This window comes from Kitasatospora sp. NPDC056651, assembly GCF_042792155.1.
Lineage (GTDB): Bacteria > Actinomycetota > Actinomycetes > Streptomycetales > Streptomycetaceae > Kitasatospora.
The window spans coordinates 53,534-79,229 of sequence record NZ_JBHTWX010000017.1 but is presented as its reverse complement, the minus strand read 5'-3'; the positions used below and the strand labels follow the sequence as shown (position 1 = coordinate 79,229).

The 25,696-nt window shown below is 76.1% G+C and carries 18 protein-coding genes; 7 read left to right on the top strand and 11 right to left on the bottom strand.

Annotated elements, in window-relative coordinates:
* The first annotated feature begins 223 nt into the window (after positions 1 to 223).
* The 3 genes from ACFRAR_RS09990 to ACFRAR_RS09980 are packed head-to-tail and all read left to right on the top strand — an operon-like array spanning position 224 to position 4,129.
* On the top strand, positions 224 to 1,597 hold the full coding sequence (locus tag ACFRAR_RS09990) for a hypothetical protein (RefSeq protein WP_380696771.1): 1,374 nt from the start codon (positions 224 to 226) through the stop codon (positions 1,595 to 1,597).
* A gap of 52 nt (positions 1,598 to 1,649) precedes the next feature.
* Positions 1,650 to 2,864 carry an AAA family ATPase gene (locus ACFRAR_RS09985; protein WP_380696769.1) on the top strand — a complete coding sequence of 405 codons (1,215 nt, stop codon included), beginning with the start codon at positions 1,650 to 1,652 and terminating at the stop codon, positions 2,862 to 2,864.
* Entirely contained in the window at positions 2,861 to 4,129 is a 1,269-nt protein-coding gene (locus ACFRAR_RS09980) for a VWA-like domain-containing protein (RefSeq protein WP_380696767.1), read from the top strand. Before ACFRAR_RS09985 ends, ACFRAR_RS09980 begins: the two co-directional genes overlap by 4 nt.
* Positions 4,130 to 4,152: 23 nt before the next feature.
* Here ACFRAR_RS09980 and ACFRAR_RS09975 read toward each other — a convergent pair whose 3' ends face one another.
* Positions 4,153 to 4,986 carry an SDR family oxidoreductase gene (locus tag ACFRAR_RS09975; protein WP_380696765.1) on the bottom strand — a complete coding sequence of 278 codons (834 nt, stop codon included), beginning with the start codon at positions 4,984 to 4,986 and terminating at the stop codon, positions 4,153 to 4,155.
* Between the two features lie 148 nt (positions 4,987 to 5,134).
* Here ACFRAR_RS09975 and ACFRAR_RS09970 point away from each other — a divergent pair, with 148 nt between their 5' ends.
* Positions 5,135 to 5,611, top strand: a complete 477-nt coding sequence (locus ACFRAR_RS09970; RefSeq protein WP_380696763.1) for a hypothetical protein — start codon at positions 5,135 to 5,137, stop codon at positions 5,609 to 5,611.
* A 49-nt stretch (positions 5,612 to 5,660) separates the two neighbouring features.
* Here ACFRAR_RS09970 and ACFRAR_RS09965 read toward each other — a convergent pair whose 3' ends face one another.
* From ACFRAR_RS09965 to ACFRAR_RS09930, 8 genes are all read right to left on the bottom strand, one after another.
* Positions 5,661 to 8,450 carry a condensation domain-containing protein gene (locus tag ACFRAR_RS09965; RefSeq protein WP_380696761.1) on the bottom strand — a complete coding sequence of 930 codons (2,790 nt, stop codon included), beginning with the start codon at positions 8,448 to 8,450 and terminating at the stop codon, positions 5,661 to 5,663.
* A complete protein-coding gene (locus ACFRAR_RS09960) occupies positions 8,447 to 10,282 on the bottom strand; it encodes a non-ribosomal peptide synthetase (protein ID WP_380696759.1) in 1,836 nt (611 codons plus the stop codon). The genes ACFRAR_RS09965 and ACFRAR_RS09960 overlap by 4 nt, the downstream gene beginning before the upstream one ends.
* Before the next feature lie 265 nt (positions 10,283 to 10,547).
* A complete protein-coding gene (locus ACFRAR_RS09955) occupies positions 10,548 to 12,374 on the bottom strand; it encodes an amino acid adenylation domain-containing protein (RefSeq protein WP_380696757.1) in 1,827 nt (608 codons plus the stop codon).
* A 15-nt stretch (positions 12,375 to 12,389) separates the two neighbouring features.
* The gene (locus ACFRAR_RS09950; RefSeq protein ID WP_380696755.1) at positions 12,390 to 13,565 is read right to left on the bottom strand and encodes an acyl-CoA dehydrogenase family protein; all 1,176 of its coding nucleotides are present in this window, start codon (positions 13,563 to 13,565) and stop codon (positions 12,390 to 12,392) included.
* Positions 13,562 to 16,705 carry an amino acid adenylation domain-containing protein gene (locus tag ACFRAR_RS09945; RefSeq protein ID WP_380696753.1) on the bottom strand — a complete coding sequence of 1,048 codons (3,144 nt, stop codon included), beginning with the start codon at positions 16,703 to 16,705 and terminating at the stop codon, positions 13,562 to 13,564. The genes ACFRAR_RS09950 and ACFRAR_RS09945 overlap by 4 nt, the downstream gene beginning before the upstream one ends.
* A 375-nt stretch (positions 16,706 to 17,080) precedes the next feature.
* Entirely contained in the window at positions 17,081 to 18,394 is a 1,314-nt protein-coding gene (locus tag ACFRAR_RS09940; protein WP_380696751.1) for a non-ribosomal peptide synthetase, read from the bottom strand.
* Positions 18,395 to 18,562: 168 nt separating this feature from the next.
* The gene (locus ACFRAR_RS09935) at positions 18,563 to 19,882 is read right to left on the bottom strand and encodes an MFS transporter (RefSeq protein ID WP_380696749.1); all 1,320 of its coding nucleotides are present in this window, start codon (positions 19,880 to 19,882) and stop codon (positions 18,563 to 18,565) included.
* Between the two features lie 438 nt (positions 19,883 to 20,320).
* The gene (locus tag ACFRAR_RS09930; protein WP_380696747.1) at positions 20,321 to 21,445 is read right to left on the bottom strand and encodes a PP2C family protein-serine/threonine phosphatase; all 1,125 of its coding nucleotides are present in this window, start codon (positions 21,443 to 21,445) and stop codon (positions 20,321 to 20,323) included.
* A gap of 150 nt (positions 21,446 to 21,595) precedes the next feature.
* Here ACFRAR_RS09930 and ACFRAR_RS09925 point away from each other — a divergent pair, with 150 nt between their 5' ends.
* A complete protein-coding gene (locus ACFRAR_RS09925) occupies positions 21,596 to 21,736 on the top strand; it encodes a hypothetical protein (protein WP_380696745.1) in 141 nt (46 codons plus the stop codon).
* Between the two features lie 13 nt (positions 21,737 to 21,749).
* On the opposite strand, the gene ACFRAR_RS09920 is transcribed toward ACFRAR_RS09925, so the two are convergent.
* Positions 21,750 to 22,427, bottom strand: a complete 678-nt coding sequence (locus ACFRAR_RS09920) for a maleylpyruvate isomerase family mycothiol-dependent enzyme (RefSeq protein ID WP_380696743.1) — start codon at positions 22,425 to 22,427, stop codon at positions 21,750 to 21,752.
* A 71-nt stretch (positions 22,428 to 22,498) separates the two neighbouring features.
* Between ACFRAR_RS09920 and ACFRAR_RS09915 the strand changes: the two genes are divergently transcribed.
* Positions 22,499 to 23,656, top strand: coding sequence for a LysR family transcriptional regulator (locus ACFRAR_RS09915; RefSeq protein WP_380696741.1), 1,158 nt, complete (start codon positions 22,499 to 22,501; stop codon positions 23,654 to 23,656).
* Here the strand turns inward: ACFRAR_RS09915 and ACFRAR_RS09910 are convergent.
* Positions 23,569 to 24,744 carry an erythromycin esterase family protein gene (locus ACFRAR_RS09910; RefSeq protein ID WP_380696739.1) on the bottom strand — a complete coding sequence of 392 codons (1,176 nt, stop codon included), beginning with the start codon at positions 24,742 to 24,744 and terminating at the stop codon, positions 23,569 to 23,571. The genes ACFRAR_RS09915 and ACFRAR_RS09910 overlap by 88 nt on opposite strands.
* A 124-nt stretch (positions 24,745 to 24,868) precedes the next feature.
* On the opposite strand from ACFRAR_RS09910, the gene ACFRAR_RS09905 reads away from it, so the two are divergent.
* Positions 24,869 to 25,681: a MerR family transcriptional regulator gene (locus ACFRAR_RS09905; protein WP_380696737.1), complete on the top strand. Its 813-nt coding sequence runs from the start codon at positions 24,869 to 24,871 to the stop codon at positions 25,679 to 25,681.
* The last annotated feature ends 15 nt before the right edge of the window (positions 25,682 to 25,696 follow it).

Here is a 25,696-nt window from a genome sequence, read left to right as displayed (position 1 = left end):
TCCAGAAGTGCCTTCGGACCGCCCGCGCCCCCTCCGCCGTCCACCAGAACACACCCAAGCCGTCACGAACCACCCGTCTCGACCCCTCCTCCAGCCGGTCTTGAGCGCGCGGCCGGGGAGCGGAACGGTGTGGCGGGCGGCGGCGCGGGGCGCTATGCTCCCCGGCGATGACCACTCACGCTGCTCACAGAATGGGGGTCCCGTCCGCGAAGAGTGCGTGCTGATGCCCACTCACCCCGCGCACGGGAACGACTCCCGCATCTCCTTCTGGCGGCGCGTACGCGAGTACGCGGTTCCGCCCTCCATGATCGAATCCGCCACGGCCCGCCGGCTGGCCGGCGACTGGGCCGGGGCCTGCGCCGCCGCCCACGTCGAGGCCGGCGTCCGTCCTCGGGATGTCGCCCGCGTCCACGGCCGGGAGCTCGCCGACCGGGTACGGGCCGATCTCCGCCGCCTCGCACCGGACTTGTTGCGCTGGCACCTGCCGAGGTCCGCACCGGACGGGCTGCTCCGGCCCGGGATCACCGTGCCGCTGGCCCACTACCCGGGCGAGCGGCCGGCCACCCTCGTGGTCCGCACCCCGCCCGCCTGGGCGGAGTACGGGCAGCGGATCGGCCTGGCCCTCCGGGTCGGCTCCGAGGGGGACGGCCGGTCGCCGCACCCGCATCCGCATCCCAGCCGACGGTTCCGCCTCGACCTGCACCGGCACCTATGGGACGCCGGACGCAGCGCCGAGCTGGCTGCCCGGTCCGGCGCCGATTCACCAGGGGACCTCACGGGCAGGGGACTTGACGGCTCGGCGCCGCCCTGGCCGGTCGGGCACTGGGCCGCCGAGGCCGAACTGCTGCTGCGTGCCGAAGGGCGTCCCGCAGGGCCTGTCGTGGTCCGGCTGGGGCGCCGGCGGCTGCTGCTCGGGCCGGACGGCTCGGTGGCGGAGGACTCCGGGGACACCTCGGGGCTGCCGCTGCTGCCCGACGCCGCGACCTGGGTGCCGCCCGACCTCGACCTGCTCCGCAGCGGCGCGATCGAGGCCCACCGGCTGCACCCGCTGGTGGCGGCCGCGCTGGCGCCCGGGCACCCGGCCCCGGCGCGGGCGGCGGCGGATCCCCCGCACCAGCGGCTGGTGGAGTGCCGCGGGGCGCCGCACCGCCTCGGGCTGGTCGGTGGCGTGCTCGTCGCGCTCGACCACGACCCGGCCGAGTTGCGCCGCGAGGAACTGCTGGCCGAGCTGTCCGGGACCCCGCTGCCCTGCCTGCGGGCGATCGACCTGGCCCACCGGAGTCCGAACGAACTGGCCGGTGTGCGGGAGCGGTTGGACCACGGCGACACGGCCGGGGCGCTGGCCGTGGTCGAGGCCCTGATCGGCCCGGAGGCGGTGCTGCGCGCCGGTCCGCTGCGGGACGAGCTGACGGCGGCCGCCCAACGGCGGATCGTCTACGGCCTCTACCGGGCGGATCTGACCAGGGCCACCCGGCCCATCGCCTACCGGCTGCCCCACGCGCGTTTCAGCTCCCGTCCCACCACCTCCCCCGCCGACCGCCCGCGACCGCGCCACGCCTCCTTCCGGGACCATCCCCGCCTGGCGTACACGCGCTGACGCCGCACGGCTCCGACATCCTTGCGCACCAGACCACTCGAGGTGATCACCCATGCCCACGCACACCCTCGAAGCCCCTCGACTCGACGTCGCCCGCCGACTGCTCGACCTGCTCGACGACACCGGCACCGAACCCCGCTCCGACACCCAGCTGGAGGCGCTCACCCTCGCCGTCGCCGCCGACCTGCCCGTGCTGCTCTGGGGCGAGCCCGGCATCGGCAAGACCGCCGCGCTCAACCAGCTCGCCGAGGCCCTGGAACTGCCGCTCACGACGGTGATCGCCAGCGTCCACGAGCCCTCCGACTTCTCCGGGCTTCCCGTCCTCGGCGACGACCCGGCGCAGCAGGGCGTCCCGATGGCCCCGCCGGACTGGGCGGTGCGCCTGGTGCGGGCCGGGCGCGGGCTGCTGTTCCTGGACGAGCTGTCCACCGCACCGCCCGCCGTCCAGGCCGCGCTGCTGCGCCTGGTCCTGGAGCGGCGCATCGGCACCCTGCGGCTCCCCCCGGGGGTGCGGATCGTGGCGGCGGCCAACCCGCGCTCCTCGGCGGCCGACGGCTGGGAGCTGAGCGCGCCGCTGGCCAATCGTTTCGTCCACCTCCAGTGGGCGCACGACCACGAGGTGGTGGTGCGCGGCCTCGGCGGCGTCTGGCCGGTGGCGACCCTGCCCCGGCTCGACCCGCGGGCGCTGCCGGAGGCCGTCGCGCTGGCCCGGCGCGCGGTGTGCGGGCTGCTGACCGCCCGTCCCGAACTGGTGCACCGGCTGCCCACCACCGAGGCCCGGCGCGGCGGGTCCTGGCCGTCCCCGCGCAGCTGGGACATGACGCTGCGGCTGATCGCCTTCGCGACGGCGGCCGGCTCCGACCGGGAGGTGGTGTCGCTGCTGGTCCGCGGCACCGTCGGGGACGGCCCGGGGCTGGAGCTGATGGCGCACATGGACCGGATGGACCTGCCCGACCCGGAGGACCTGCTGGCCGACCCGGCCCGCGCGGAGCTGCCCGCGCGCGGGGACCTGCGCCAGGTGGTGCTGGACGGGGTCGTCGCCGCGGTGCGCAACCGGCCGGACCGCCCGCGCTGGGACGCGGCCTGGGCGTTGCTCGTCCGGGCGCTGGAGACCGGTGCGCCGGACCTGGTGGTCGTCCCGGCCACCACCCTGGCCTCGCTGCGCCGGGAGGACTGGGACGTGCCGGCGGCGATCGAGCGGCTCGCCCCGGCGCTGGCGGTCTCCCGCCGGGCCGACCTCGCCGCCGCCCGGGGAGCGCGACGGTGAGCGGAGCCGTGGACGCCCTGAAGGACGCGGGCGCCCCGGCGGGCACGCCGGTGCCGTTGGACGTCGAGAAGCTGTACGCCGCCCGGCTGCACGCCGCCCGGGTCCGCCCGTACCTGGCCACGGCGCTGTTCGCGCTCCACCTGGTGGAGTCCCGGCAGGTGCCGACCATGGCCGTGGACCGGTACTGGCGCTGCTACGCCGCACCGGCCTTCGCCGCCCGCACCCCGGTGGAGGAGTTGGCCGGAGTCTGGGTGCACGAGGTCTCGCACCTGCTGCGAGACCACCACGGCCGCGGCGACCGCCTCGCCCGGGACCTCGGCATGGAGGGCCCCGGCGCCCGGCTGCGGATGAACATCGCCGCCGACTGCGAGATCAACGACGACGTGGAGGGAGACGGGCTGGTCCTTCCCGCCGGCGCCGTCCGGCCGGAGACGTTCCGGCTGCCGGACGGCCTGCTCATGGAGGACTACCTGCGCGGGTTCCGCTTCGACCCGTGCGACCTGGAGGCGGCCTGGCTGGACTGCGGCAGCGGCGCGGACGGTCTGCACCGCCCGTGGGAGCTGGGCCCCGACGGCGCCCACGGGCTCGCCCCGGAGGAGCGCGACGCCGTCCGCCTCCGGGTCGCCGAGGGCATCCGGGGCCGCCCGGGCGACGCCCCGGCGGGCTGGAAGCGCTGGGCCGAGGAGGCGTTCCACCCACCGCAGCCCTGGCGGCAGTTGCTGGGCGCGGCGGTGCGCTCGGCGGTCTCCGGCCCCGGCGCGGGCGAGGACTACAGCTACGGCCGTCCCGCCCGCCGCTCGGCCGGGGTTCCGGGCGTGCTGCTGCCGAGCCTGCGGCGGAGCCCGCCGCGGGTCACGGTGGTGATCGACACCTCCGGGTCGGTCTCGGACGAAGAGCTGGGCAGCGCACTGCTGGAGGTCGCGGCGATCGGCCGGGCCGTCGGCGGTCGCCGCGACCAGGTCCGGGTGGTCTCCTGCGACGCCGCCACCCAGGCCGTCCACGGGCTCTGCCGGGCCGAGGGCATCCCGCTGGTCGGCGGGGGCGGCACCGACCTGCGTGCCGGGTTCCGCACCGCCCTGCGCGCCGTCCCCCGCCCGGACGTGGTGGTGGTCCTGACCGACGGCCAGACCCCGTGGCCCGAAGTCGCCCCGCCCTGCCGGACGGTGGTCGGGCTGTTCCCGCGGCCGATGCGGTACACCGAGCACGACCCGGACTACCGGCCGGACGCCCCGCCGCAGTGGGCCCGGGTGGTGACCATCGGCTGAGCGACCGAAGCCGGGACAATGGCTCAGCGGAAGGCCGCGAGGTTCTCGGAGACCCAGCGGCGGAACGGCCGGGCCGCCGATCCGGTGACCCGTTCGACGGTGTCGCGCACCGCCAGCAGCTCGTCGTTGACGTCCCCGCCCGTCAGGTCGAGCACCGCGTCCGCGGCCTCGGCTCCCAGGACGGCGGCCAGCTGCCGGTGGGCCTCCTCCCGGCCGGCCTCCGCGACGGCCACCTCCCGGCCGAGGGCCGACGCGACGGCCTCCAGCTGCTGCCGGGCCGTCACCCGCTCCGGGCCGGTCAGCGGGTACGTCCGCCCCTGGTGGCCGGGCTCGGTCAGCGCCACCCGCGCCACCGCCGCGATGTCCGCCGGGTGGATCGTGGGCAGCCCGGTGTCCGGGTACGGCACCCGGACGGTCCGGCGCTCGCGGATCGTCGCCGCCCACCACAGGGCGTTGGAGGCGAACTGTGTCGGCCGCAGCACCGTCCACGCCATGCCGCTGTCCCGGAGCAGCCGCTCGACGGCCGCGTTCTCCCGGGCGGGGCCCAGGTGCGGGTGCGTCTGCACGGCGATGGACGACACCAGCACCACGTGCTCGACCCCCGCCCGGCGGGCGGCGTCGAGGATCCCGGCATCGGAGCCGATCCGCGACACCAGGAACAGCGAGCGCACCCCGTCGAGGGCGGGCGCCAGGGAGGCCGGGTCGGCGAAGTCGCCCTCGCACGCCTCCACCCCGGCGGGCAACCACGCCCGGGCGGCGTCCCGGGTGAGCCCGCGGACGGGGCCCGCGCCGGCGGCGCGCAGTTCGTCGAGCAGTGTCCTTCCGATGTTGCCGGTGGCGCCTGTCACCAGAATCACGATCCCGCTCCTGTCACTTGACGATTCGTCAGGCTGAGGCTAGAAGCTCAATCGGACTTGAGGTCAAGAAGATCGTCGGAGCCGTGCGAGGATTCAGCCGGCCGGCCACGGGCGCGGCGGCCACGGCGGGATGGAAGAGGGAACCTCGGTGACGGAGACAGCGGCGGTCGGAGCGGCAGGATTCGAGCCGGACGAGCACGTGCGGTTCGCGCGGTACCGCCTGGCCTTCGCGGAGGTCGCGCCCGAGGACGCGGCCGCCCTCGCGGCCCGGGTGCTCACCGACCCCGAGCCCTCGATGGGCAGCAGCGCGGTCTGCGAGTACCTGGGCCGGCGGGCGGCCGAGTTGCTCACGGACCCGGGCTTCCCGGCCTGGCACCGGGAGCTGGCGGACGCGGTGGCGGGCGACGACTTCGCGGTGCGGCGGCTGCGGGACTGGGCGCTGCTGCGGGCGGTGACCCTGGACGAGCCGTGGGAGGAGAGCCGGCTGCTCGCCGCGGACAGCTGGCTCCAGGAGCACCTCGCCCGGGAGTCCTCGGCCCGGCGGGTCCTGACCCCGCTCGCCGACAGCGGCCGCGCCCGGCGCATCCGCAACATCGCGGCCTCCCGCCTGCGCCACCTCCGCTGACGCGGGCGGAGGAGACCGGCGGCCCCGGTTCCTCCGCCCGCGGCGGGCGTCAGCGGACCATGGCCGCCAGGACGCTGCGCCAGTCCTCGCCCGGTTCGGGGGCGAGTGGGGCGGCCAGGGCGTCCGCCCGGTAGTGCCAGGGGCGGCGGAGTTCCTCCTCGGCGTCGGGGGTGGCGCCGATCGAGCTGGCGGAGCCGAGCAGGCGGACCAGTTCGGCGGCGAAGTCGGCCCAGGAGACGTGTCCGCTCACCGCGTTGACGACCCGGCCGGCGGCGGGGTGGCCCGGGGCGAGGCAGGCGGTGAGCGCGCGGGCGAGGGCGGCGGCGTGCACCCAGGAGGCGCCGGACCACGCGTCGCCGGCCGGCACGTCGATCGGCCGGCCGGCCAGGGCGGCCTGGTAGAGGGCCGCCGTGGAGCCCCAGCGGAGCTGGTCGCGCAGGCGGTGGTGCGGGCCCCAGACGATCGGGGCGCGGACGGCGATGGCCTGGCCGCGGCCGGTGGCGGCGGCCTCGAAGAGGATCCGCTCGCAGTCCAGCTTCGCCTGCCCGTACGGGGTGACCGGACCGCCGCCGGGCCCGCCGTCGGGGACCTCGGTGCCCGCCGGGCGCCCGTACGCGTCGATGCTGCTGACGAAGACGAACGGGCCGCCGCGCCAGCCGTCGACCAGTGCGCGCATCGCGGCGAGGTCGGTGGCGTGGTCGGTGAAGGTGCAGGCGGAGTGGATGACGGCGTCGACGTTCTCGACGGCCCGGCGCAGGCTGTCGAGGTCTCCGAGGTCGCCCTCCGCCACCTCGGCGCCGTTCAGCGCGGGCAGGTGCGCGGACTCGGGCCGGACCAGCACCCGGACCGGTCGGCCCTGGGCCATCAGCTCCTGGAGCGCCGCCGCCCCGACCCCGCCGGTGGCGCCGGTGAGCAGGACGGTGCCGGTCCGCGCGCCGGCGCTCCGCGGACGGGCGCCGGTCCGGGTGAGGGCGGCGCGGCGCTCCTGCGCGCGGGCGGCGAGCAGAACGGCCAGGGCGCGCGGGGTGCGCTGCTCCAGGATGTCGAGACCGGTCAGCGGCAACCCCAACCGGGTCCGCAACCGCTCCGCGAGCCGCACCGCGACCAGCGAATGCCCACCCAGCGCGAAGAAGTCCCCATCAGCAGGCGGAACCGCACCCAGCAGCTCGCCGAACACCTCCCGCACCACGTCCACCGGCCCCTTCTCCGAGGCGGCCGCGCCGGGCAGCCGTTCACGGTCTGGGGTGCCGTCGGCGCGGCGGGGCAGGGTGTCCACCAGGGTGACCGCGCGCGGGAGTTCGGCGGCCGGGAGACGCCCGCGCAGGGCGTCCCGCAGGGCGGTGCCGCTCGGGGCGACCGGACCGCGCACCACCGCGAAGGCGAGCGGCGGGCCGTCGGGGCTCTCGACCACGGCCGCTTCCACCACCGCGGGATCGGCCAACAGGCATTCCACGACAGGGTGTTCGGCGACTGCCAGGCGCTCGCCGGGCAGTTCGGACAGCGGCTGCTCCGGATCCTCGGCCACGGCGACGAGCAGCGCGGCGAAGGCGTCGAGCAGCCGGGCGGCGGTGTCCCGGTCCAGCGCGTCCCGGTCGTGCTGGACCAGTACGCGCGGCTTCGGGCCGTCCTCCACCAGCAGGGTGAGGCCGAACTTGGCCAGTCCGAGGTGGAGTTCCACGTTCTCGGTGTCGAGGCCCGGCAGCACCAACGGGTCGACGGTCTGCAGCAGGTCGCAGCTGACCGAGAGCAGCGGGGTGCCGTCCGCCCCGCGCGCGGCCGCGCCGAGCCGCTCGGTCACCAGGTCGAGGGGCACCTCGTGGTGCCGTTGCGCATCGAGCAGGGCGGTACGGACCAGCCCGAGCAGCTCGGCGAAGGACCCGCCGCCGGACGGATTCGCCCGCACGGCCAGGGTGTTGACCGCGAGCCCGACCGTCCGGCGGAACTCGGGCCGCGCCCGGTGGCCGCTCGCGCAGCCCAGGACGAGGTCGTCCTGCCCGGAGGTGTTGCGCAGCGCGGCGAACGCGGCGGCCAGGACGACGGTGTACAGCGTGGTGCCGTGCCGTGCGCCGAGGCCGCGCAGTCCTTCCAGCACCGCCGGTTCCAGCGGGGCGGTGTGCAGCACGGCGCGGCGCTCGCGGGCGCCGGGCGGGACGGGCCGTAGCAGCGGCAGCGGTCGCGCCCCGGAGAGCCCTGCGGCGAGGGCGGTGGCGGCGGCCGTCAGCTCGACGTCCCGGGCGCGCTCCTGGCGGGCGTAGTCGGCGTACGCGGGGGCCGGCGACGGGAGCCGGTTCGGGCCGCCGTCGCGCGCGGCGCGGTACAGCTCGGCGAGGTCGGCGGCGAGGAAGCGCAACGATCCTCCGTCCACCGCGATGTGATGGATCGTCAGAACCAGCGTGTGGTCCTCGGGGCCGTTCCGCAGGAGCAGGGCGCGCAGCACCGGGCCGGTGGCGAGGTCGAACGGGCGGGCGGCCTCGTCGGCGAGCTGCTCCGGGCCGGTGGCGTCCAGCACCGGCAGCGGCACCGGGGTGACCGGGTCCACCTGCTGGTACGGCTGGTCCCCCCGGTGCGGGTAGCGGGTGCGCAGGACGGCGTGCCGTTCGGTCAGTCCGGTGAGCGCGGTGGCGAGGGCCGCGTGATCGAGCGGACCGCGCACCCGGGTGGCGATCGGCACGTTGTAGAGGGCGCCGCCCTGGCCGAGGCGGTCCATCAGCCACATCCGCTGCTGGGCGTGCGACAGCGGCGCCGGGCCGTCGTCGTCGGCGGCGGGGTGGGCGAGGACGGTGGCGGCGCGGCGGCCGCGGGCGCGGCGCAGCAGGTCGGTCTGGTCGACGGTGCTCATCGGCCTGCTCCCGGGGTGTCGTCGGCGGCCCGCAGGGCGCGTTCCAGCAGCTCGGCCTGGGCGGCGACGGTCGGGTGGGCGAGGAAGTCGGCGAGCGACAGTTCGACCCCGAGGTCCTCCCGCAGGTCGTCCACCACCCACATGGCGAGCAGCGAGTGCCCGCCCTCGGCGAGGAAGTCCGCGGCCGGGTCGGTGATCGGGCGTTCCAGGGCCCGGCTCCAGGCCTCGGCGACGACCTGCTGGATCGGGCCGAGTTCGGCCTCGGCGACCGGGCCCGTCCCGGCCGGATCGTCGGCGGCGAGTGCCCGCCGGTCCACCTTGCCGCTGCCGGTCAGCGGCAGCGCGGTGAGCACGGTCCAGGCGGTGGGCACCAGGTGGGCGGGCAGCCGCTCGGCGAGCCGGGCGCGCAGCGCCTCGACGGCCGGGCGGGCCCCCTCGGCGAGCACCAGGCAGGCGGTGAGCGCGGCGTCGTCCTGCCCGGCCCGGCGGACCACGACCGCGGCTTCGGCGACCTCGGACAGCTGGAGCAACGCGTGCTCCACCTCGCCCGGTTCGATCCGGTAGCCGCGCACCTTGACCTGGTCGTCGGTGCGCCCGTGGTACTCCAACGAGCCGTCCGGGAGCCGGCGGACCCGGTCGCCGCTGCGGTAGGCGCGTCCGATGCCGGGCAGCTCGCGGAAGCGCTCGGCGGTCAGTTCCGCCCGGCCGAGGTAGCCGAGGGCCAGCCGGTCGCCGGCGATCCACAGTTCTCCGACGGCGCCCGGCGCCACCGGTGCGAGCCGCTCGTCCAGGACGTGGGCGCGGGCGCCACCGAAGGTCCGGCCGATCGGGACGGAGCCCGCGCAGTCGGCCCGGGTGACCCGGTGCAGGGTGGTGAAGGTGGTGGCCTCGGTCGGCCCGTACCCGTTGACCAGTTCGAGCCAGGGGAAGGCCCGCAGCACGGCGCCCGCGTGCTCGGCGGAGATCGCCTCGCCGCCGACGACCACGGTGCGCAGCACGCCGAAGATCCGGGAGCGCCGGGCGGCCAGGTGGTGGAAGAGCGCGGTGGTGAGGAAGACGGTGGTGACGCCGAAGCTCTCGACGTCGCGGACCAGGTCCTCGGCGCTGGGCCGCTCGCTCGGGGAGACGGCCACCGCGGCACCGCGGGCGAGCGGGGCCCACAGTTCGAGGGTGGCGGCGTCGAAGGACACGGTGGAGTGGAAGAGCATCCGGTCGCGCGGGCCGAGGGCGATCGCGTCCTCGGCGGTGACCAGGTCGGCGACGGCGCGGTGCGGGACGAGGACGCCCTTGGGGCGGCCGGTGGAGCCGGAGGTGTAGTAGAGCAGGGCGGGCGCGGCCGGGTCGGCGGCGTCGGGCGCCGTCGCGAGGCCGGTGGCCTCGGTGCCGCGCTCGGTCAGCACCAGGGTGCGCTCCTCGGGGATTCCGGCCTCGGCGAGCAGTCCCTTGTCGCCGAGGACGAGCCGGGTGTCGGCGTCGGCGGCCATCTCGGCGATCCGGGGGCGGGGGTAGGCCGGGTCGAGCGGGACGACCAGGGCGCCGGCCCGCCAGACGGCGAGCTGGGCGACGACAAGCCGGGTGGAGCGGGCGCAGAGCAGGCCGACGGCACTGCCGGGGCCGATCCCCCGGGCGGCCAGCACGGCGGCCAGCCGTCCTGCGGCGTCCACGAGTTCGCGGTAGGTCAGGACGGTGGAGCCGTCGGTCACGGCGAGCGCGTCGGGCTGCCGTTCGGCCTGCCGGGCGATCAGGGCAGGAAGGGCAGGAAGAGCGGGAAGGGCCGGCAGAACGGGCAGGGTGGGCAGGGTCGGCGGGGTCTTCGAGGCGGGACGGGTCATGGTGGTGTTCCTTCCGGGCGCCCCGGCCGGGTGGGGCCGGGGCGTCCTGCTGAGGAGGTTCGGGCGGGGCCGGACGGCCGCGGTCGGGGCGGGTCCGGCGGTCGGCCTCGGATCGGCGCGCGTCCGACGGGTCTCGTCGGTTCGGCGCGCTGCGGATCGGCGCGCTGCGGTTCGGCACGCTCGGATCAGCGCACGACGGATCAGCGCACGACGGATCGGTGCACGACGGATCGGTGCGCTGACGATCGGCGCGCGGCAGGACGGATCAGACCCGCTCCATGGCGGCCATCCGCTCCTCGACCAGTCGGGCGACGGCCCGCAGGTCCGGCTGGCGCAGCACCAGCGGGGCCCGCAGCCGCACTCCGTACTCGTTCTCCAGCGCCTCCAGCAGTCGGGCGGCGGCGAGCGAATTGCCGCCCGAGGCCAGGAAGTTGTCCGCCGGCCCGAGGTCGGCGCGGCCGATCAGCCCGCGGCAGAGCTTCAGGACGGCGCGCTCGACCGGGCTGTCCCCCTCCTCGGCGGCCGTCGCCGGCACCGGAGCCGACCGCGCGTCGGCCAGCAGCGCCTGGCGGTCCACCTTGCCGTTGGCGTCCAGCGGGAAGCGCTCGACCAGCCGGACGGCGGAGGGCACGGCCTGCTCGGGCAGCCAGGGGCGCACGGCGGCGAGCAGCTCCTCGGGGTCGGCGTCGTCCTCCCCCTGGACGAAGGCGAGCAGCCGGGCCCCGCCGGTCGGCGCCTGCTCGGCGGCGACCACCGCCCGTCGCACCCGCGGGTCGCGTTCGAAGGCGGCCTCGACCTCGGCGGGTTCGATCCGTACGCCGCTGACCTTGACCTGGTCGTCCAGCCGTCCGTGGAACTCCAGGACACCGTCGGGGCGCATGACCACCCGGTCGCCGGTGCGGTAGACCCGGTCGGTGCCGACCACGCCGGCGGGGGCGTCGACGAAGCGGCGGGCGGTCAGCTCCGGGTCGAGGTATCCGGCGGCCAGGCCGCGGCCGCCGATCCGCAGCTCGCCGGCGGTGCCGCGCGGCACCGGGCGGCCCTCCTCGTCGGTGACCAGCAGGACGGCGCCGGCGATCGGCAGGCCGATCGGCGGGGCACCGGCGCCGTGGTCGCCGCCGGGGGCCATGGTGTGCACGGTGGTGGTGACGGTGGCCTCGGCGGGGCCGTAGGAGTTGTGGACGGTCGCGGTGACGTCGGGCCCGGGGGCGCGGCGCAGCCGGTCGCCGCCGACGCTCAGGTGGCGCAGCGCCAGGCCGGCGGGCCAGGGCCGGCCCAGGACGGGTTCGGCCAGCGGGGTGGGCAGGATGCCCACGGTGATGCCGGCCTCGTGCCACCAGTCGGTGAGCGCGCCGGTGTCCCAGCGGACGGCCTCGGGGGCGACGACCAGGGCGGCCCCGGAGGTGAGGCCGGCCCACAGCTCCTGGACGTGCGGGTCGAAGGCGACGCCGATCAGCAGGCTGTGCCGCTCGCCGGGGCCGAGGCCGGTCAGCTCGCGGTACCACCGCAGCAGCGCGCCGAGCGCGGGCTCGGTGACGGCGACGGCCTTCGGGGTACCGGTGGAGCCGGAGGTGAGCACCGCGTAGTGGGTGCCGACCGGGACGCGCACCTGCTCGCCGGGTGTCAGGGCGGCCACCACGCCGCCGGTGGGCAGGTCCAGCGGCAGCCGCTCGCCGCCGGGCGGCAGCAGGTCCGGCTCGCCGACCAGGCAGGCCGGGCGCAGCTGTTCGGCGACGGCGCGCAGCCGCCGTTCGCCGGGGCGCGGGCCGATCGGCAGGTGGACGGCGCCGAGCTTGGCGGCGGCCAGGGTGACGGCGACCAGCGAGACCGAGTGGGCGAGGCAGACGCCGAGCAGGTCACCCGGGCCGACCTTGCCGCGCAGGGAATCGGCCACGGTGTCGGCGAGGCGGTCGAGTTCGGCGTAGCTGTGGACCCGCTTGCCGTCGATCAGGGCGGGGGCGTCCGGGGTGCGGTGCGCCCAGCTGGTGAACAGGTCGAGCACCGCGCCGTCCTGGTGCGGACGGCCGTAGCCGATGCTCGGGGCCGCCGTGCCCGTCGGGTCCTTGTCGAGGTGTTCCATCATCAGCTCCATGTTTGTGACGTACCGTCAGTTCAGGCCCATGGAACGGGCGATGATCACCTTCTGGACCTCCGAGGTCCCCTCGATGATCGTGGTCATCCGGACGTAGCGGTAGAGGAACTCCAGCGGGTGCCCGCGCACCCAGCCGGTGGCTCCGTGCACCTGGAGCGAGCGGTCCACCGCGCGGACGGCGGTCTCGGAGGCGGTGAGCTTGGCGAGCGCCGCGTTCTCGGGCGACTCGATGCCCTCGTCGACCAGCCGGGCGCAGGCGAGGGTGAGCAGCTTGGAGGCCTCGACCTCGGCCCGGGTGGTGACCAGGTGCTCCTGGACGTGCTGGTATTCGCCGATCACCCGGCCGAAGGCACGCCGGTCCCTGGCGTACTCGACGCCGATCCGCAGCGCGTGCTCGGCGATGCCGTTGCACATCGCGGCGACGACCAGGCGGCCGCGCGAGAGGCTGTCGATGGCCAGGGCGGTCGCCGCGCCGACGCCCTCCTCGCCGCCGATCACGGCCTCCGGGCCGACGGTGACCCCGTCCAGCAGCAGTTCGAACAGCGGCTCGCCGGACATGCCCTCGTAGCGCTGGCCGATCCGCAGCCCGGGCTGGTCCATCGGCAGCACGAAGGCGGTGGCCCCGGTGGTGGGTCCGGCGCCGTCACCGAGGTCGGTGGCGGCGACGACCAGCGCGATCCCGGCGTGTTCGGCGTTGCTGACGAAGGTCTTGCGCCCGTTCAGCACCCAGCGCTCGCCGGTGCGCACGGCGGTGGTGGTGAGGTGGAACGCGTCGGAGCCGGCGTGCGGCTCGGTGAGGGCGAGGCAGCGGGTCTGCTCACCGCGTACCAGCGGGATCAGGTGGCGCTCGACCTGCTCCGGGGTGCCGTGCCGCAGCAGCGGGCTGGGTCCGTCGGACCCGGCCAGCGCGTACGGCGCGAGCACGCAGCCGCTGCGCCCGGCGGCGTGGTGCAGCAGGACGACGGCGGTGAACGGCATGTCGGCGCCGCCGAGTTCCTCCGGGAAGTCGCCCGCGTAGAAGCCGAGGGCGGCGGAGCGCTTGCGGACGTAGGACCGCAGGTCGGCCGGGACCTGGTCGGCGGTCTCGGGCAACTCGGCTGCCAGCGGCACCAGTTCGCGCCGCACGAAGGACTCGAAGGCCTCGACGAGTTCGCGGTGGCCGTCCTCCAGGACGGCGGAGGGGGCGGTCACTTGGCGTCTCCTGCGGTCAGGGCGCGGGCCTGGTCGGCCAGCACGGCGTGGCGGAACAGGGTGCGCAGCGGCGGGCGGGCGCCGAGGTGGGGTTCCAGGTACGCGGCGAGCTGGGCGGCGAGCAGCGAGTGGCCGCCGACCTCGAAGAAGTGCGAGTCCGCGGTGAAGCGGTCGTGGCCGAGCACCTCGCGCCAGGCGGCGGCGACCAACTGCTGGCCTGAGTCGGCGAACCGGCTCGGGGCGCTCCCCCGCGCCTCGTCCGTCGCGTCCGCCTCGTCCGCCTCCGCGGCCAGGCGGGCGAGGGCGGAGCGGTCGGGTTTGCCGCCGGGCAGGGTGGGCATCGCGGCGACGGCCGTCCAGCTCGCCGGGACGAGTCCGCCGGGCAGCCTGCGGGCGAGCGCCTCGTGCAGGGCGGCCTGGTCCGGGCGGTCGGCGCCCTCCAGGAAGCCGACCAGGCGGGGGCCGGTCCGCGGGTCGGTGTGCAGCAGCACCGCGCAGGAGCGGCCGCCGAGTTCGGCGGAGGCGGCGGCCTCGATCTCCTCCAGCTCGATCCGGTGGCCGCGCAGCTTGACCTGGTTGTCGGCACGGCCGAGGAAGCGCAGCCGCCCGTCCAGGTCTCGGTAGCCGCGGTCGCCGGTGCGGTAGACGCGGGCGCCGCCGAGCGCGGGCACGGTCACGAAGCGGGCCGCGGTCGGCTCCGGCAGGCCCGGATAGCCCTCGGCCAACAGGGCGCCCGCGACGACGAGTTCGCCGACACAGCCGGGCGCCAGCGGGCGCAGGGTGTCGTCCAGGACGTGGATGCGCACGCCGGCCAGCTCGGTGCCGAGCGGGATCTCGCCGTCCTCGGCGACATCGGCGGGGGCGACCTCGTGGACGGTGGAGGTGACGGTGGCCTCGGTGACGCCGTAGGCGTTCAGCACCGTGGTGGCCCCGGTGAGACCGGCCAGCGCACGGGCGGGCAGCCGCTCGCCGCCGAGCACCAGCAGCCGGGGCGCCCAGCGGCCGTCGTCCAGCGCCTCGCGCAGGTCCTCGCGCACGGCGAGCAGGTAGCTGGTCGGCAGGTTGGCGACGGTGACGCGGCGGGCGGCCAGCACGGCCACCAGCTCCGGGCCGGTGGGCACCTCGCGCTGCGGCACGATCAGCACGGCGCCGGCCGCGAGGGTGGGCAGCACCTCCTCCAGCGCCACGTCGAAGGACGGCCGGGCGAACATCAGCACCCGGTCGGCGGAGGTGAGCCGGTAGCGGGCGGCGATCGCGGCGACGTACCCGGCGAGGGCCTCGCGGCCGACCAGCACGGGCTTGGGCACACCGGTGGAGCCGGAGGTGTGGATCACGTACGCGCCGCCGTCCAGCACGGCGGCGGGCTCGGCCTTGGGGAAGGCCGGGCCGTCCAGCAGCGCGGGGGTGACACCCTCGGCGGGCAGCGCCAGCGCACTCTGCCGGGTGGCCAGGACGAGCGCCGGGCTCAGCCGCTCCAGCAGCAGGCCGAGCCGGGCGGCCGGGTCCTCGGTGGACAGCGGCGCGTACACGGCGCCGTACCGCAGACAGGCGAGCAGGGCGACCACGCCGTCCGTGCCGCGCGGCAGCACGGTGGCCACCGGCTGGCCGGGGACGACCCCGGCGGAGCGCAGCCGCTCGGCCAATTCCTCGACCCGGCGGTTCAGTTCTCCGTAGCTGATCCGCTCGGAACCGGCCAGCAGGGCGAGTGAGGCGGGGTCATGGGCGGCGGCCGGGTCGAGCCCGGCCGGGACGGCCGGGACAGCCTGGGCGGCTGGGGCGGCTGGGGCGGCCTCCACCGCCGCGGCCCCGGGCGCGGACGTGGCGGCGAGTTCGGCGATCGGCGCCTGCGGGCGGTCCAGGTAGCAGCGCAGCAGTTCCAGCAGCCGCTCGGACAGCAGCACGGCCTCGGACTCCCGGTAGAGGTCGGCGTCGTAGTCCCAGACCAGGGTCATCCCGGCGGCGCCGTGCTTCTCACCGACCACCCGGCGGTCGTCCGGCAGCAACACCAGGTCGAGGTCGAAGCGGGTGGTGCCGGTGTTGAAGCCCTCGTACAGCGAGACCTCCAGTCCGGGGGCCTGGACGTCGGGCAGCGCCGCGTCGTGCGCGCTGAACATCACGTTGAACAGCGGGTTGTCGGCGCCGGCGGTGTGCAGCCCGAGCCTGCGGGTCAGCTCCTGGACCGGCAGGTCCTGGTACGGCAGGGCGCGCAGCAGGACGTCGGTCACCTCGTCCACGGCCTCGGTGCCGGGGGCCGCCGGGTCGAGCCGCAGGCGCAGCGGGACGGTGTTGACGAACATGCCGACGGTGCCCTCGAAGCCTTCCGGGCGGTTGCCGACGGCGGTGCCGATGACGAGTTCGCGGTGGCCGCTGTGCCGGCGCAGCAGTTCGGCGAGCAGGGCGAGCAGGGTGCTGAACGGGGTGTGGCCGTCCGCCTTGCTGCGCTCGCGCAGCCGTTCGGCGAGGTCGGCGCCGATCGACTGGCGCAGCTGGCCGCCCCGGTGGCGCCGCTCGGCGCCGGGCCGGGCCAGTCCGGGCAGCGTGATCTCGCGCGGCGCGTCGGTCAGTTCCCTGGTCCAGAAGTCGAGCGCGCGGCCCCGGGGGAGGTCGGCGGCGGCGCGGGCGTGCTCCTCGTACGAGGGCGCGGCGGGCAGCCGGTACGGCTCACCGAGGACGGTGGCGCGGTAGACGGTGAACAGGTCGCGCAGCAGGATCGCGAAGGAGTGGCCGTCGTGGACGAGGTGGTGCTCGACGTGGATCAGCCGGTGGTGGTCCTCGGCGAGCCGGACCAGGTGCCAGCGCAGCACCGGGGCCCGCCCGGTGTCCAGCGGTTCCTCGGCCTCCGCGGCGAGCAGGCTGCGGAAGGCGGCCTCCGGGTCCTGCTCGGCGCCGAAGTCGCTGTGGCGCAGCTCCGGTTCGCAGTCCCCGACGACCCGCTGGCCGGGCAGGCCCTCCGGCCTGGGGACCAACTCCAGCCGCAGACCGGGGTGGTGGGCCAGCACGGCAGTCAGGCCGGTGTGCAGCGCTTCGCGGTCGAGGGTGCCCCACAGGTCGAGGACGGCGGTGAAGTTGTAGGCGCGGCTACCCGGCTGCAGCTGTTCGTGCAGCCAGACGATCTCCTGTGACGGAGAGAGTGCGAACATGGTCAACTCCCTTGCGTGGTGGGCTTGTCGTCACTTCGCTGGCCGGATGCGGGCGCGGGGTGGTGCCGCACCGGCCGGTGGGCCCGGCCGCACCTGGGTGAGGTGCGGCCCGGGGCCCGGGGGCCTGTCCGGGCGGCGTGTCGGACGCGCGCGGACGGGCGTGGTGGATCCGTGTGCCGGATCCGCCGTGGGGAGTTCTGGGAGTTCTGGGAATTGCGAAAGTGCGGGACGTGCGGGACGTGCGGGACGTGCGGGACGTGCGGGACGTGCGGGACGTGCGGGACGTGCGGGACGTGCGGGACGTGCGGGACGTGCGGGTCCTGCGGGTCCGGGCGTGCGGGTCGAGGAGGGGTGGACCTGCGGCCGGCGGCGCTCTCAGGCCCGCGCGGCCAGGCTCGGCCGGGCGTGCAGGTGGTGTCCCAGCACGGCGAGGAGTTCACCGAAGGCGGCCTGCGCCTCGGCCTCGGGGAAGCGGTCGCGGTCCCAGGCCAGCCGGACCAGCAGGTCGTCGCCGTGCGAGGCGGAGACGGCCAGCGGCGCGGCCAGCGGTCGGCCGGCCAGGTGGGTCTCCCGGCCGTCGACGCCGCCGAGCGCCAGGGGCGGTCGGCGGTGCAGGTCCTCCAGGGTGAGCAGGGCGTCCAGGCCGCCCGACCACGGGGATCCGGCGGCGCGGGCGGCGCGGACCACCTCGTCGAAGGGGGTTCCGGCCTGGTCCAGGTCGTCCCACCAGGCGTCCGCGAGGACGTTCAGGTCCGTGGCCGGGCCCGAAGTGGCGGGGTGCACCAGGGTGTTGAGGAAGCAGCCGAGTACGCCCGGCGCGTTCGCCGGGCGCCCGCCCCACGGGTAGCCGAGCGCGAGCGCCCCTCCCCCGCCCTGCGGCCCGGGGGACTCCTCCGTCCGGTGCAGCCGGTGCGCGGCCGATCCGACCGCGTCCAGCAGGGCCGGGAAGACGGCCCGGCGGGCGGCGCCCTCGGCGGCGGGCAGCCGTTCGGTGAGCATGCCGGTGGAGGTGGCCGGGCCTCCGCCGGCCCCGGTCAGGCCGCCCAGCCGGCGGCCCCAGTGGGCCTGCGCCACCGGGCCTCCGGCGGCGTCCTCGGCGGCGAGCTGCGCCTCGACGGCCTGCCGGTAGTCGGCCAGTTCCTGCGGCGTCGGCCCGGCCTCCGGCGGTTCGTCCCGCTCGTACGCCGTGCCGAGCTCGGCGGTGAGCACGCCGAGCGACGGCTCGTCGCAGGCCGCGTGGTCGAGCGCGACCACGAGCAGCTCCTCCTCCCCGTCCGGGTCCGCGGCCACCAGCAGGCGCAGCGCGGGCCCGCCGGCGGGCCAGTCCAGCAGGGCCTCGCGCAGCGCGGCGCGGGCGGTGCCGCCGGGCTCGACGGCGATCCGTACGGCCTCGGCCGACGGGCCTCCGGTGCGCAGGACGGGAGTGCCGCGCACCGTCGCGAAGCCGCCGCACAGCGCCGGGTGGTGGGCGGCCACCGCGACCGCGGCGCGGGCGAGCCGGTCCGGGTCGACGGTGCCACGCGGGTAGGCGAAGAGCAGCGGGACGACGTCGGAGCGGTTCTGCGGCACGAGTCGGCGGGTGATCAGGAACCGCCGTTGGGCACCGGTCAGCGGGAGCAGCTCCTCCGGGGAGTCGGCGGCGGCGGAGCGGTACCGGGCGAGGTAGGCGGCGGTGATGCTGGCGTGCACGGGAACTGTCTCCGGTTTCCGGTCGCGGCTCGGGGTTCGGTCAGCTGGTTCTGGGGGCAGCTCGGGCTGTTCCGGTGGTTCGGTCGTGCGGCAGGACGGCAGGACGGTCGAACGGCAGGACGGTCGACGGCGGTCAGGGCGTTCGTGCGGCAGGGCGGTCGACGGCGGTCAGGACACGCTGGGGCTCGCGGCGCTCCCCTCCTCGGCGGTCTCCGCACCGGCCGTGTGCCCGGCCGAGCCCTCGGGGTCCGGCAGCTCGCGCATCCGCCGCAGCGGCGACAGCACCAGCGGCAGCGGCACCAGCAGGAACCCGGCGGCGCAGAGCCAGAGCGCGGCCCGCGGCCCGGCCGCGTCGGCGACCGCGCCGCCGATCAGGGCGCCGATCGGCAGGGTGCCCCAGACCAGGAAGCGCATGGTGGCGTTCATCCGGCCGAGCAGCTCCGGCGGGCAGAGGCCCTGGCGGAAGCTCACCTGGCCGACGTTGTAGACCACCGCGCCGAACAGCACGACCCCGGAGGCCAGGCCGAACAGCACCACGCCCGCGCCGCCGCCGGACAGCGGCCACAGCACCGCGAACGGCGCCGTCACCGCCGTGGACAGCCAGATCATCCGGGCCTGCCCGATCCACCGGGCGATCCTCCCGGCGCACAGCGCGCCCGCCAGCCCGCCGACGGCGGAGACCGACAGCAGCACACCGATCGCGCCGGGCGACAGGTCGAGCACCCGCACCCAGAACACCGTCTGCACGGCGGTCAGCACGGCGGAGAACAGGTTGGACGTGGCGGTGGCGGTCGCGATCGCCCGCAGCAGCGGGTGACCGAGCACGAACCGCACGCCCTCGCCGATCTCGGTGCGCAGCGAGCGCCCCGGATCCGGTTCCGGCCGCTGCTCCTCGACCTTGATCCGGACCAGCAGCAGTGCGGAGGCGAGGTAGCCGCAGGCGTCGGCCACGATGGCGAGCGGCGCCCCGAGCAGCTGCACGAGTCCGCCGCCGAGGCCCGGACCGGCGATCTGCGCCGAGGACCGGACCGTCTCCAGCGCCCCGTTCCCGGCGACCAGTTGCTCGCGCGGCAGGACGGCGGGCAGGAAGGACTGGTGGGCGACGTCGAAGAACACCGTCGCCACCCCGGTGACCAGCCCCACCAGGTAGAGCTGCGGCATGGTCAGCACCCCGAGCGCGGCGGCCGGCGGGATCGACCCCACGGCCAGGCAGCGCACCACGTCGGCCCGGACCAGCACCGGCAGCTTGCGCATCCGGTCCAGCCAGGCGCCCGCCGGCAGGCCGACGAGCAGGAAGGCGGCGGTTTCGGCGGCGGTCAGCAGGCCGACCTGGAATGGCGTGGCGTCGAGCACCACCACGGCCACCAGGGGGAGGGCGACCAGGGTGACCTGACTGCCCGTCTGGGCCGCCGCGGCTCCGGTCAGCAGGAGCCGGAAGTCGCGGTGGCCGAGCAGACGGGCCTGGCGGGAGCTGGGCTTCTCGTTCATCGGTGCGACTCTCGGTCACCCCTTCGACACGGGCAAGCACCGGGTCCGTTTTCCGGACGGACCGCAGGTCGGCCGAATCCCGCCACTCCCCGGGGCCGCCCTCGCGCGCCGCTCGCGGCCGCTCGTGGAGCCGCCGCCCCACCCGCACCTCCCGTCGACCGAGGTGACACCGGCCGACGGACGCTCCGCGCACCCACGATCCCACCGGTCCAGATCGCCGTCCGCTATTCGGACGTCGTCTTTCCGGCCACCGGACGACGATCCTCAACTTGGCCGGATCCCGTGGAGCACGACCCCACCGTCACCTCATCGTGATACCGGCGTGACCGGGGCGAGCCGTCGAACGGGTCGGCGACCGGCTGTCGAACGGGTCGGCGACCGGCTTCGGGGGCCGGTACGGACCGGCCGGTCCACCCCCCGTGCGCCGGCCGCCCGTGGTCAGCCGGCCGACCGCTCACCGTCGGCCCGGTGGGTGATCGCGAGCACCGCCATGTCGTCGTCCCGGGGCCCGCCGGTCCACCGCTCGACGTCCGCCACCAGCGCGTCCAGCACCTCCCCCGGCCCGGCGAACGGCCCCAGCGGGGTCAGCCCGCGCACCGGGTCGTAGAACTCCCCCGCCGCGTCCCGGGCCTCGGTCACCCCGTCGGTCACCAGCAGGAGCGTGCACCCGGGCGGGAACGGGCGGCTCTCCGGCGCCGGGCGCGCCACCCCCAGCCCGCCCATCCCCAGTGGCAGCCCCGGGTCCGCCGCGTCCAGCCGGCGCACCGGGGGCCCGCCGCCACCGTCCCGCGGGTACGGACCCAGCAGGTACGGGCCGGGGTGCCCGCAGTCGAGCGTGCGCACGCTCTCCTCCCCCGGCGGGAACTCCACCAGCAGGGCGGTGATGAACCCCTCCAGCCGCAGTTCCTCGCTCATCCGCTCGACCTCCCGCAGCAGCGAGTCCTCCAACGCGTCCGCGAGCCCGGCCAGGTCCGGCATCCGGTGGGAGTCCTCGCGGAAGGCGCCCAGCAGCACCGAGACCGCCCCGACGGCGTGCAGTCCCTTGCCCCGGACGTCGGCGATCAGCCCGCGCACGCCGTACGGCGTGGCCTGCAACGCGTACGCGTCCCCGCCGATCAGCGCCTCGTCCTGGGCGGCCCGGTAGTCCGCCGCGACCGAGAGCCGTCCCACCCTTGCGGGCGGCTCGGGCAGCACCGCCCGCTGCGCCGCCTCGGCCACCGACCGCACCCGTTCCAGCCGCCGCCCGTGCCGGGCCACCACCCGGTTCACCCCGATCCCGAGCAGCGCCGCGAACGCCGTGTTCGCCAGCTCCAGGAACCCGGCGCCGGTCCCGATCGACCCGTCCCGGGCGGACAGCAGCAGGATGCCGAGCACATTGGCCACCGCCACCGCCACGGTGTCCCGCAGCGACAGCAGTGCCCCCGCCAGCACGGCGGCGGCCGCCAGCATCGGATCGCCCCAGTAGTCGGCCGGGTCCAGCGCGTTCCACACCAGCCCGCCGACGGTCAGCAACCACGGCGCGGCCCGCACGTACGGCGGCCACTGCTCGGACCTCGGGGCCATCGGCGACCTGGCTTCCCGTCTCCACCACCATCCGGAAGGACCTCTTCCGATCGTAGCCACGGGCCCCCGCCACCCGCATGACGGCGGCCGGGGCCCGCTCGCAGGATTCCGCCGCCCCGTTCCCGCTTCCCCGAGGAGGACCCGCTGTCCGTGTTCGCCACCTGCCCGTACCTCGCCGACGACGGCTACGGCCACACCCCGGCCCCGAGGATCGGCCAGGGTTCCCACGTCAGCCCCGACGACGACCCGCGCGTCGGATGGCCGGAGCTCGGCGCGACCCCCGACCACTGACCCACCCCCTCCGTCACCCCGCCGTGAACCGCCCCGCGCCGGATCCGGCCAGCAGCCCCTCCGGCAGCCGGCGCCCGTACGCCACCAGCAGCAGGTGCTCCGCCCGCCCCGCCACGGTGAGCTCACCCTGTCCGTGGGACCACCCGGTGTCCGTCGCCTCCAGACGCACCCCGTCGACCCGTGCGCCGAAGAACCGCAGCGTGCGCGGTGTGACGGTGGCCAGCAGGGCCGTCGTACGGGGCAGCGGGAGTCGCGTGGGCAGGCCGAGTGCCACGGTGATGTCGAGGCCGTGGACGGCGTCGTGGGCGAGGGCCGCGATCCGGCCCCCGACGGGCGGGCGCCAGGGGTGGTCGGCGTGGTCGGCCATCGCGGCGGCGAGTTCGTGCTCGGTCATGGCGACGGCGTCGCGGCGGGCGATCCGGTCGGCCATGTGGTGGATCCTGCCGCCGGAGCGGGCGAGTTCGAGGACCGTCCGGGCCGTCGAATGCCGGAAGCCGGTGCTCATGTGCGCGGCCACCTCGCGCACCCGCCAACCGCCGCACAGCGAGGGCGAGTTCCACTGTTCCGCGGTGAGACCGGTGAACACTCCGGCGAGTTCGCGGCGCTCGGCCGCGATCTGCTCGCGGATCCACTCGATCCGCGGGGTGTCCCGGAGCTGCCCGGTGTCCTGGTTCTGCGGCGCGGTCTTCATACGTCCAGCCTGCGGCCGGATCCTCGGGCCCGTCCAAGACCGGGAAGTTCTGCCACTTATGATCAGGAGTTATGGAACTGCGGCAGCTCCGGTACTTCGTCACCATCGCCCAGCACGGCAGCTTCACCCGGGCCGCCCAGCTACTGCACCTGACCCAGCCCGGGGTCAGCTCCCAGATCCGGCAGTTGGAGCGGGAGCTGGGACACCCGCTGCTCGACCGCTCGGGCCGTACGGTGCGGCTCACCCCGGCCGGCGAGGCGGTGCTGCCGCACGCCCGGGCGGCGCTCGCCGCCGCGACCGCGGCCCGCCGGGCGGCACAGGAGTTCGACGGGCTGCGGAGCGGACACGTGCGGCTGGGCATGGTCGCCGGGGCGGCGCTGACCCCGCCGTCCGGACCGGGCTCCCTTCCCGGGCTCGCCACCACGCTGGCCGCGTTCCGCCGGTCGCACCCCGGCATCGACTTCTCACTCGCCGAGGACACCAGCGCGGGAATGCTCGCCGCGCTGCGCGACGGACGGCTGGACCTCGCCGTCGTCGGCCTGCCCGTCCCCGCGAGCGGACGGGAGGACGACGACGGCTGGTCGACCCTGGCCGGACTCGTCCTGCACACCGTGCTGGAGGTCCCGCTGGTCGCGGCCTGCGCCGAACGGCATCCGCTCGCGGGCGGCCCGGACTCCAGCGGTGGTCCGGACTCCAGCGGTGGTCCGGACTCCGGTGGCGACCCTGGCGACGGCACCGGTCGAGGCGACTGCTCCGGCCAGGGGCCGCTCCCGGTCACGGCGCTCGCCGGGCACGCCCTGGTGAGCACCCCGCGCGGCACCGGGATGCGGACCGCGCTGGAGGAGGCGCTGGCCGAGGCCGGCGTCGACCCGGTGATCGGTGTCGAGGCGGCCGCGCCACCGCAGCTGGCCGAACTCGCCGCGCACGGAATGGGCGTGGCCGTGCTGCCGGACCCGGGCCCGGTGCCCGGTCTACGGGTCCGCCCGCTCACCGGGCCCGTCCCTCGGGTCCGGATCGCGCTGGCCTGGCCGGCCGGACGGTCCGCCTCGGCACCAGCCGCCGCCGCCCTGCTCACCCACCTGCGGCAGGCCTACCCAGGACCGGCGGCCGCTCAGCCCCCGGCCGCTCAGTCCGCGGCCACTCAGTCCCCGGCCGGCACCACCGCGCCGTCGGCGATGTGCAGCAGCGCGACCGCGCCGTCGAGGATCTCCCGGTCGAGCGGGAAGTAGCCCTGCCGCGGGACGGTGTCGGTGCGGGCACGGGCCTCGGCCGGAACATCCGGAGCCGTCAACGCCCAGATCCCACCGCTTCGTCGCAGATGGCCCTCGTACGTCCCGGGAGCCGGCTCGGCCAGTCCGATCGCCTCGCTGCGTCCCAGGCTCCCGGCGACGAAGGCGTACCGTTCGCCCAGCAGCGCACCGACGATGTGGCCCGCGCTGGTCCACTCGCAGTGCAGGTCGCCCAGCGTCCAGGAGCTGGGGTTGCGCTGCGCGTGCAGGTTGTGGGTGAAGAGCAGGGTCGGTCCGCGCCGCTCCTCGATCTCGCGGATGTCGAGGAGGTTCTGTGCCATCAGGGCGTCGCGCACACCGCTCAGGGCGCCGACCCGGGCGCCCTGGCTGAGCCCCGGCACCGCCGACTGCGCGTGGTAGCGCAGCAGGCCGATCCCGGCGGCCAGCCGGGTGCGGGCCGCGTACCATTCGGCGAGCGAGGTCGAGGCGATCAATCGCGGTGCCCGCATGTGGAGTTGGAGGAGGAGATCGTCGGCGATGCAGCGCAGCCGCACGGCGTCGGCGGTACCGCCCGGCGACCGGGCCGGGTCCATCACCGACTCCTCCCGGCTCCAGCGCTCGTCCTCGTCCGCCACCGCGGCGAGATTGAGGCCGAGGTCGAGGTCGAGGTCGAGGCCCAGGTAGTCGCGGGCGCCTTGGAGGTAGGAGCGCGGGCTGGGGGCGCTGGTGGTCTCGGTCGGGATGTCGAAGCCGTGGAAGGCCAGCCGCTCACCGGGCGGCCGCTCCCGGTTGAACTCCCGCATCCAGGCGACGAGTCGACGGTTGGGCGCGAGGCCTCCAAAACCGTGGGTGAAGCCCTCCGCCATCACCGACTCGAAGGTGCCGACCCCTTCCCTGACGTAGGCGTCCACCGCGAACGCGGCCACCCGGTCGGTCTCCAGGGCGATCGACCGGAAGCCCCGGTCGACGGCCAGCCTGGCGAACAGCTCGTTGCGGACCCACCCGAAGGCCGGTTCCTGGTGCGTCGGCTCGCCCAGGCCCAGCAGCTCACACTCCGGGGTGACGAAGTCATCCATGTCCTGGTTCATGGACCTCAAGCGTATCCTTGAACGAACGGTTGAGACTTTGCCCCATTCTCACCACCCAGTCTCCGCCGAAAGCCTCAAACACCCCTGGACGAGAGGCGACAGCGGACCGGATCGGGAGACGACCATGCGCCCTGCCGACCTCGCGCGCGAGCACGGCATCTCCACCCAGGCGATCCGCAACTACGAGCGCGACGGCTGCCTCCCGCCCGCCGAACGCACGCCGACCGGTTACCGGATCTACACCGAGTCGCACGCGGCCGCCCTGCGCGCCTACCTCGCCCTCGTCACCGCGTACGGGCACGCGACCGCCGGCTCGGTCATGACCGCCCTCCACGCCGACCGGCTGGACGAAGCCCTCACCGAACTCGACCGGGGCCACGCCCAGTTGCTGCGCGACCGGGAGACCCTCGCCGCCGTCCGCGCAGCCGTCGGCCACCTCGCCGGGGGCGTCACCGGGACCGGCCTGCCCGCCTTGCCCGGCGCCCGGACGGTCGGCGAGGTCGCGCACCGGCTCGGCGTCACCCCCGCGACCCTGCGCACGTGGGAGGCCGCGGGCATCCTCGCTCCCGCCCGGGACCGCACCACCGGACACCGCCGCTACCTGCCGGCCGATGTCCGCGACGCCGAACTCGCCCACCTGCTCCGCCGGGGCGGCTACCTGCTGGACCACATCGCCACCGTGCTGCGGCAGATCCGCACGGCGGGCGGCACCGGCGAACTGGCCGGCACCCTCGACGGGTGGCAGCGGCGCCTCACCGCCCGGGGCCTGGCGATGCTCGCCGCCTCGGCCCGCCTGGACGGCTACCTGGTGCTGCGTCCCGCGAGCCCCGCGGGCCTTGCACACCTCACGGGCCCCATCGACCCAAAGGGCCCGATGGGCCCGATGGGCCCGACAGGCCCCACTGGCCCCGGGAAGCCTGCCGGCAAAGCGACTTGACGGCAGGAACCACCC

Coding starts and splice junctions, on each gene's coding strand:
- ACFRAR_RS09910 (WP_380696739.1), bottom strand. CDS start 24,744: ATGAACCAGGACATGGATGACTTCGTCACCCCGGAGTGTGAGCTGCTG.
- ACFRAR_RS09960 (WP_380696759.1), bottom strand. CDS start 10,282: ATGACCCGTCCCGCCTCGAAGACCCCGCCGACCCTGCCCACCCTGCCC.
- ACFRAR_RS09920 (WP_380696743.1), bottom strand. CDS start 22,427: ATGAAGACCGCGCCGCAGAACCAGGACACCGGGCAGCTCCGGGACACC.
- ACFRAR_RS09935 (WP_380696749.1), bottom strand. CDS start 19,882: ATGAACGAGAAGCCCAGCTCCCGCCAGGCCCGTCTGCTCGGCCACCGC.
- ACFRAR_RS09965 (WP_380696761.1), bottom strand. CDS start 8,450: ATGAGCACCGTCGACCAGACCGACCTGCTGCGCCGCGCCCGCGGCCGC.
- ACFRAR_RS09915 (WP_380696741.1), top strand. CDS start 22,499: ATGGAACTGCGGCAGCTCCGGTACTTCGTCACCATCGCCCAGCACGGC.
- ACFRAR_RS09905 (WP_380696737.1), top strand. CDS start 24,869: ATGCGCCCTGCCGACCTCGCGCGCGAGCACGGCATCTCCACCCAGGCG.
- ACFRAR_RS09990 (WP_380696771.1), top strand. CDS start 224: ATGCCCACTCACCCCGCGCACGGGAACGACTCCCGCATCTCCTTCTGG.
- ACFRAR_RS09930 (WP_380696747.1), bottom strand. CDS start 21,445: ATGGCCCCGAGGTCCGAGCAGTGGCCGCCGTACGTGCGGGCCGCGCCG.
- ACFRAR_RS09985 (WP_380696769.1), top strand. CDS start 1,650: ATGCCCACGCACACCCTCGAAGCCCCTCGACTCGACGTCGCCCGCCGA.
- ACFRAR_RS09955 (WP_380696757.1), bottom strand. CDS start 12,374: ATGGAGCTGATGATGGAACACCTCGACAAGGACCCGACGGGCACGGCG.
- ACFRAR_RS09945 (WP_380696753.1), bottom strand. CDS start 16,705: ATGTTCGCACTCTCTCCGTCACAGGAGATCGTCTGGCTGCACGAACAG.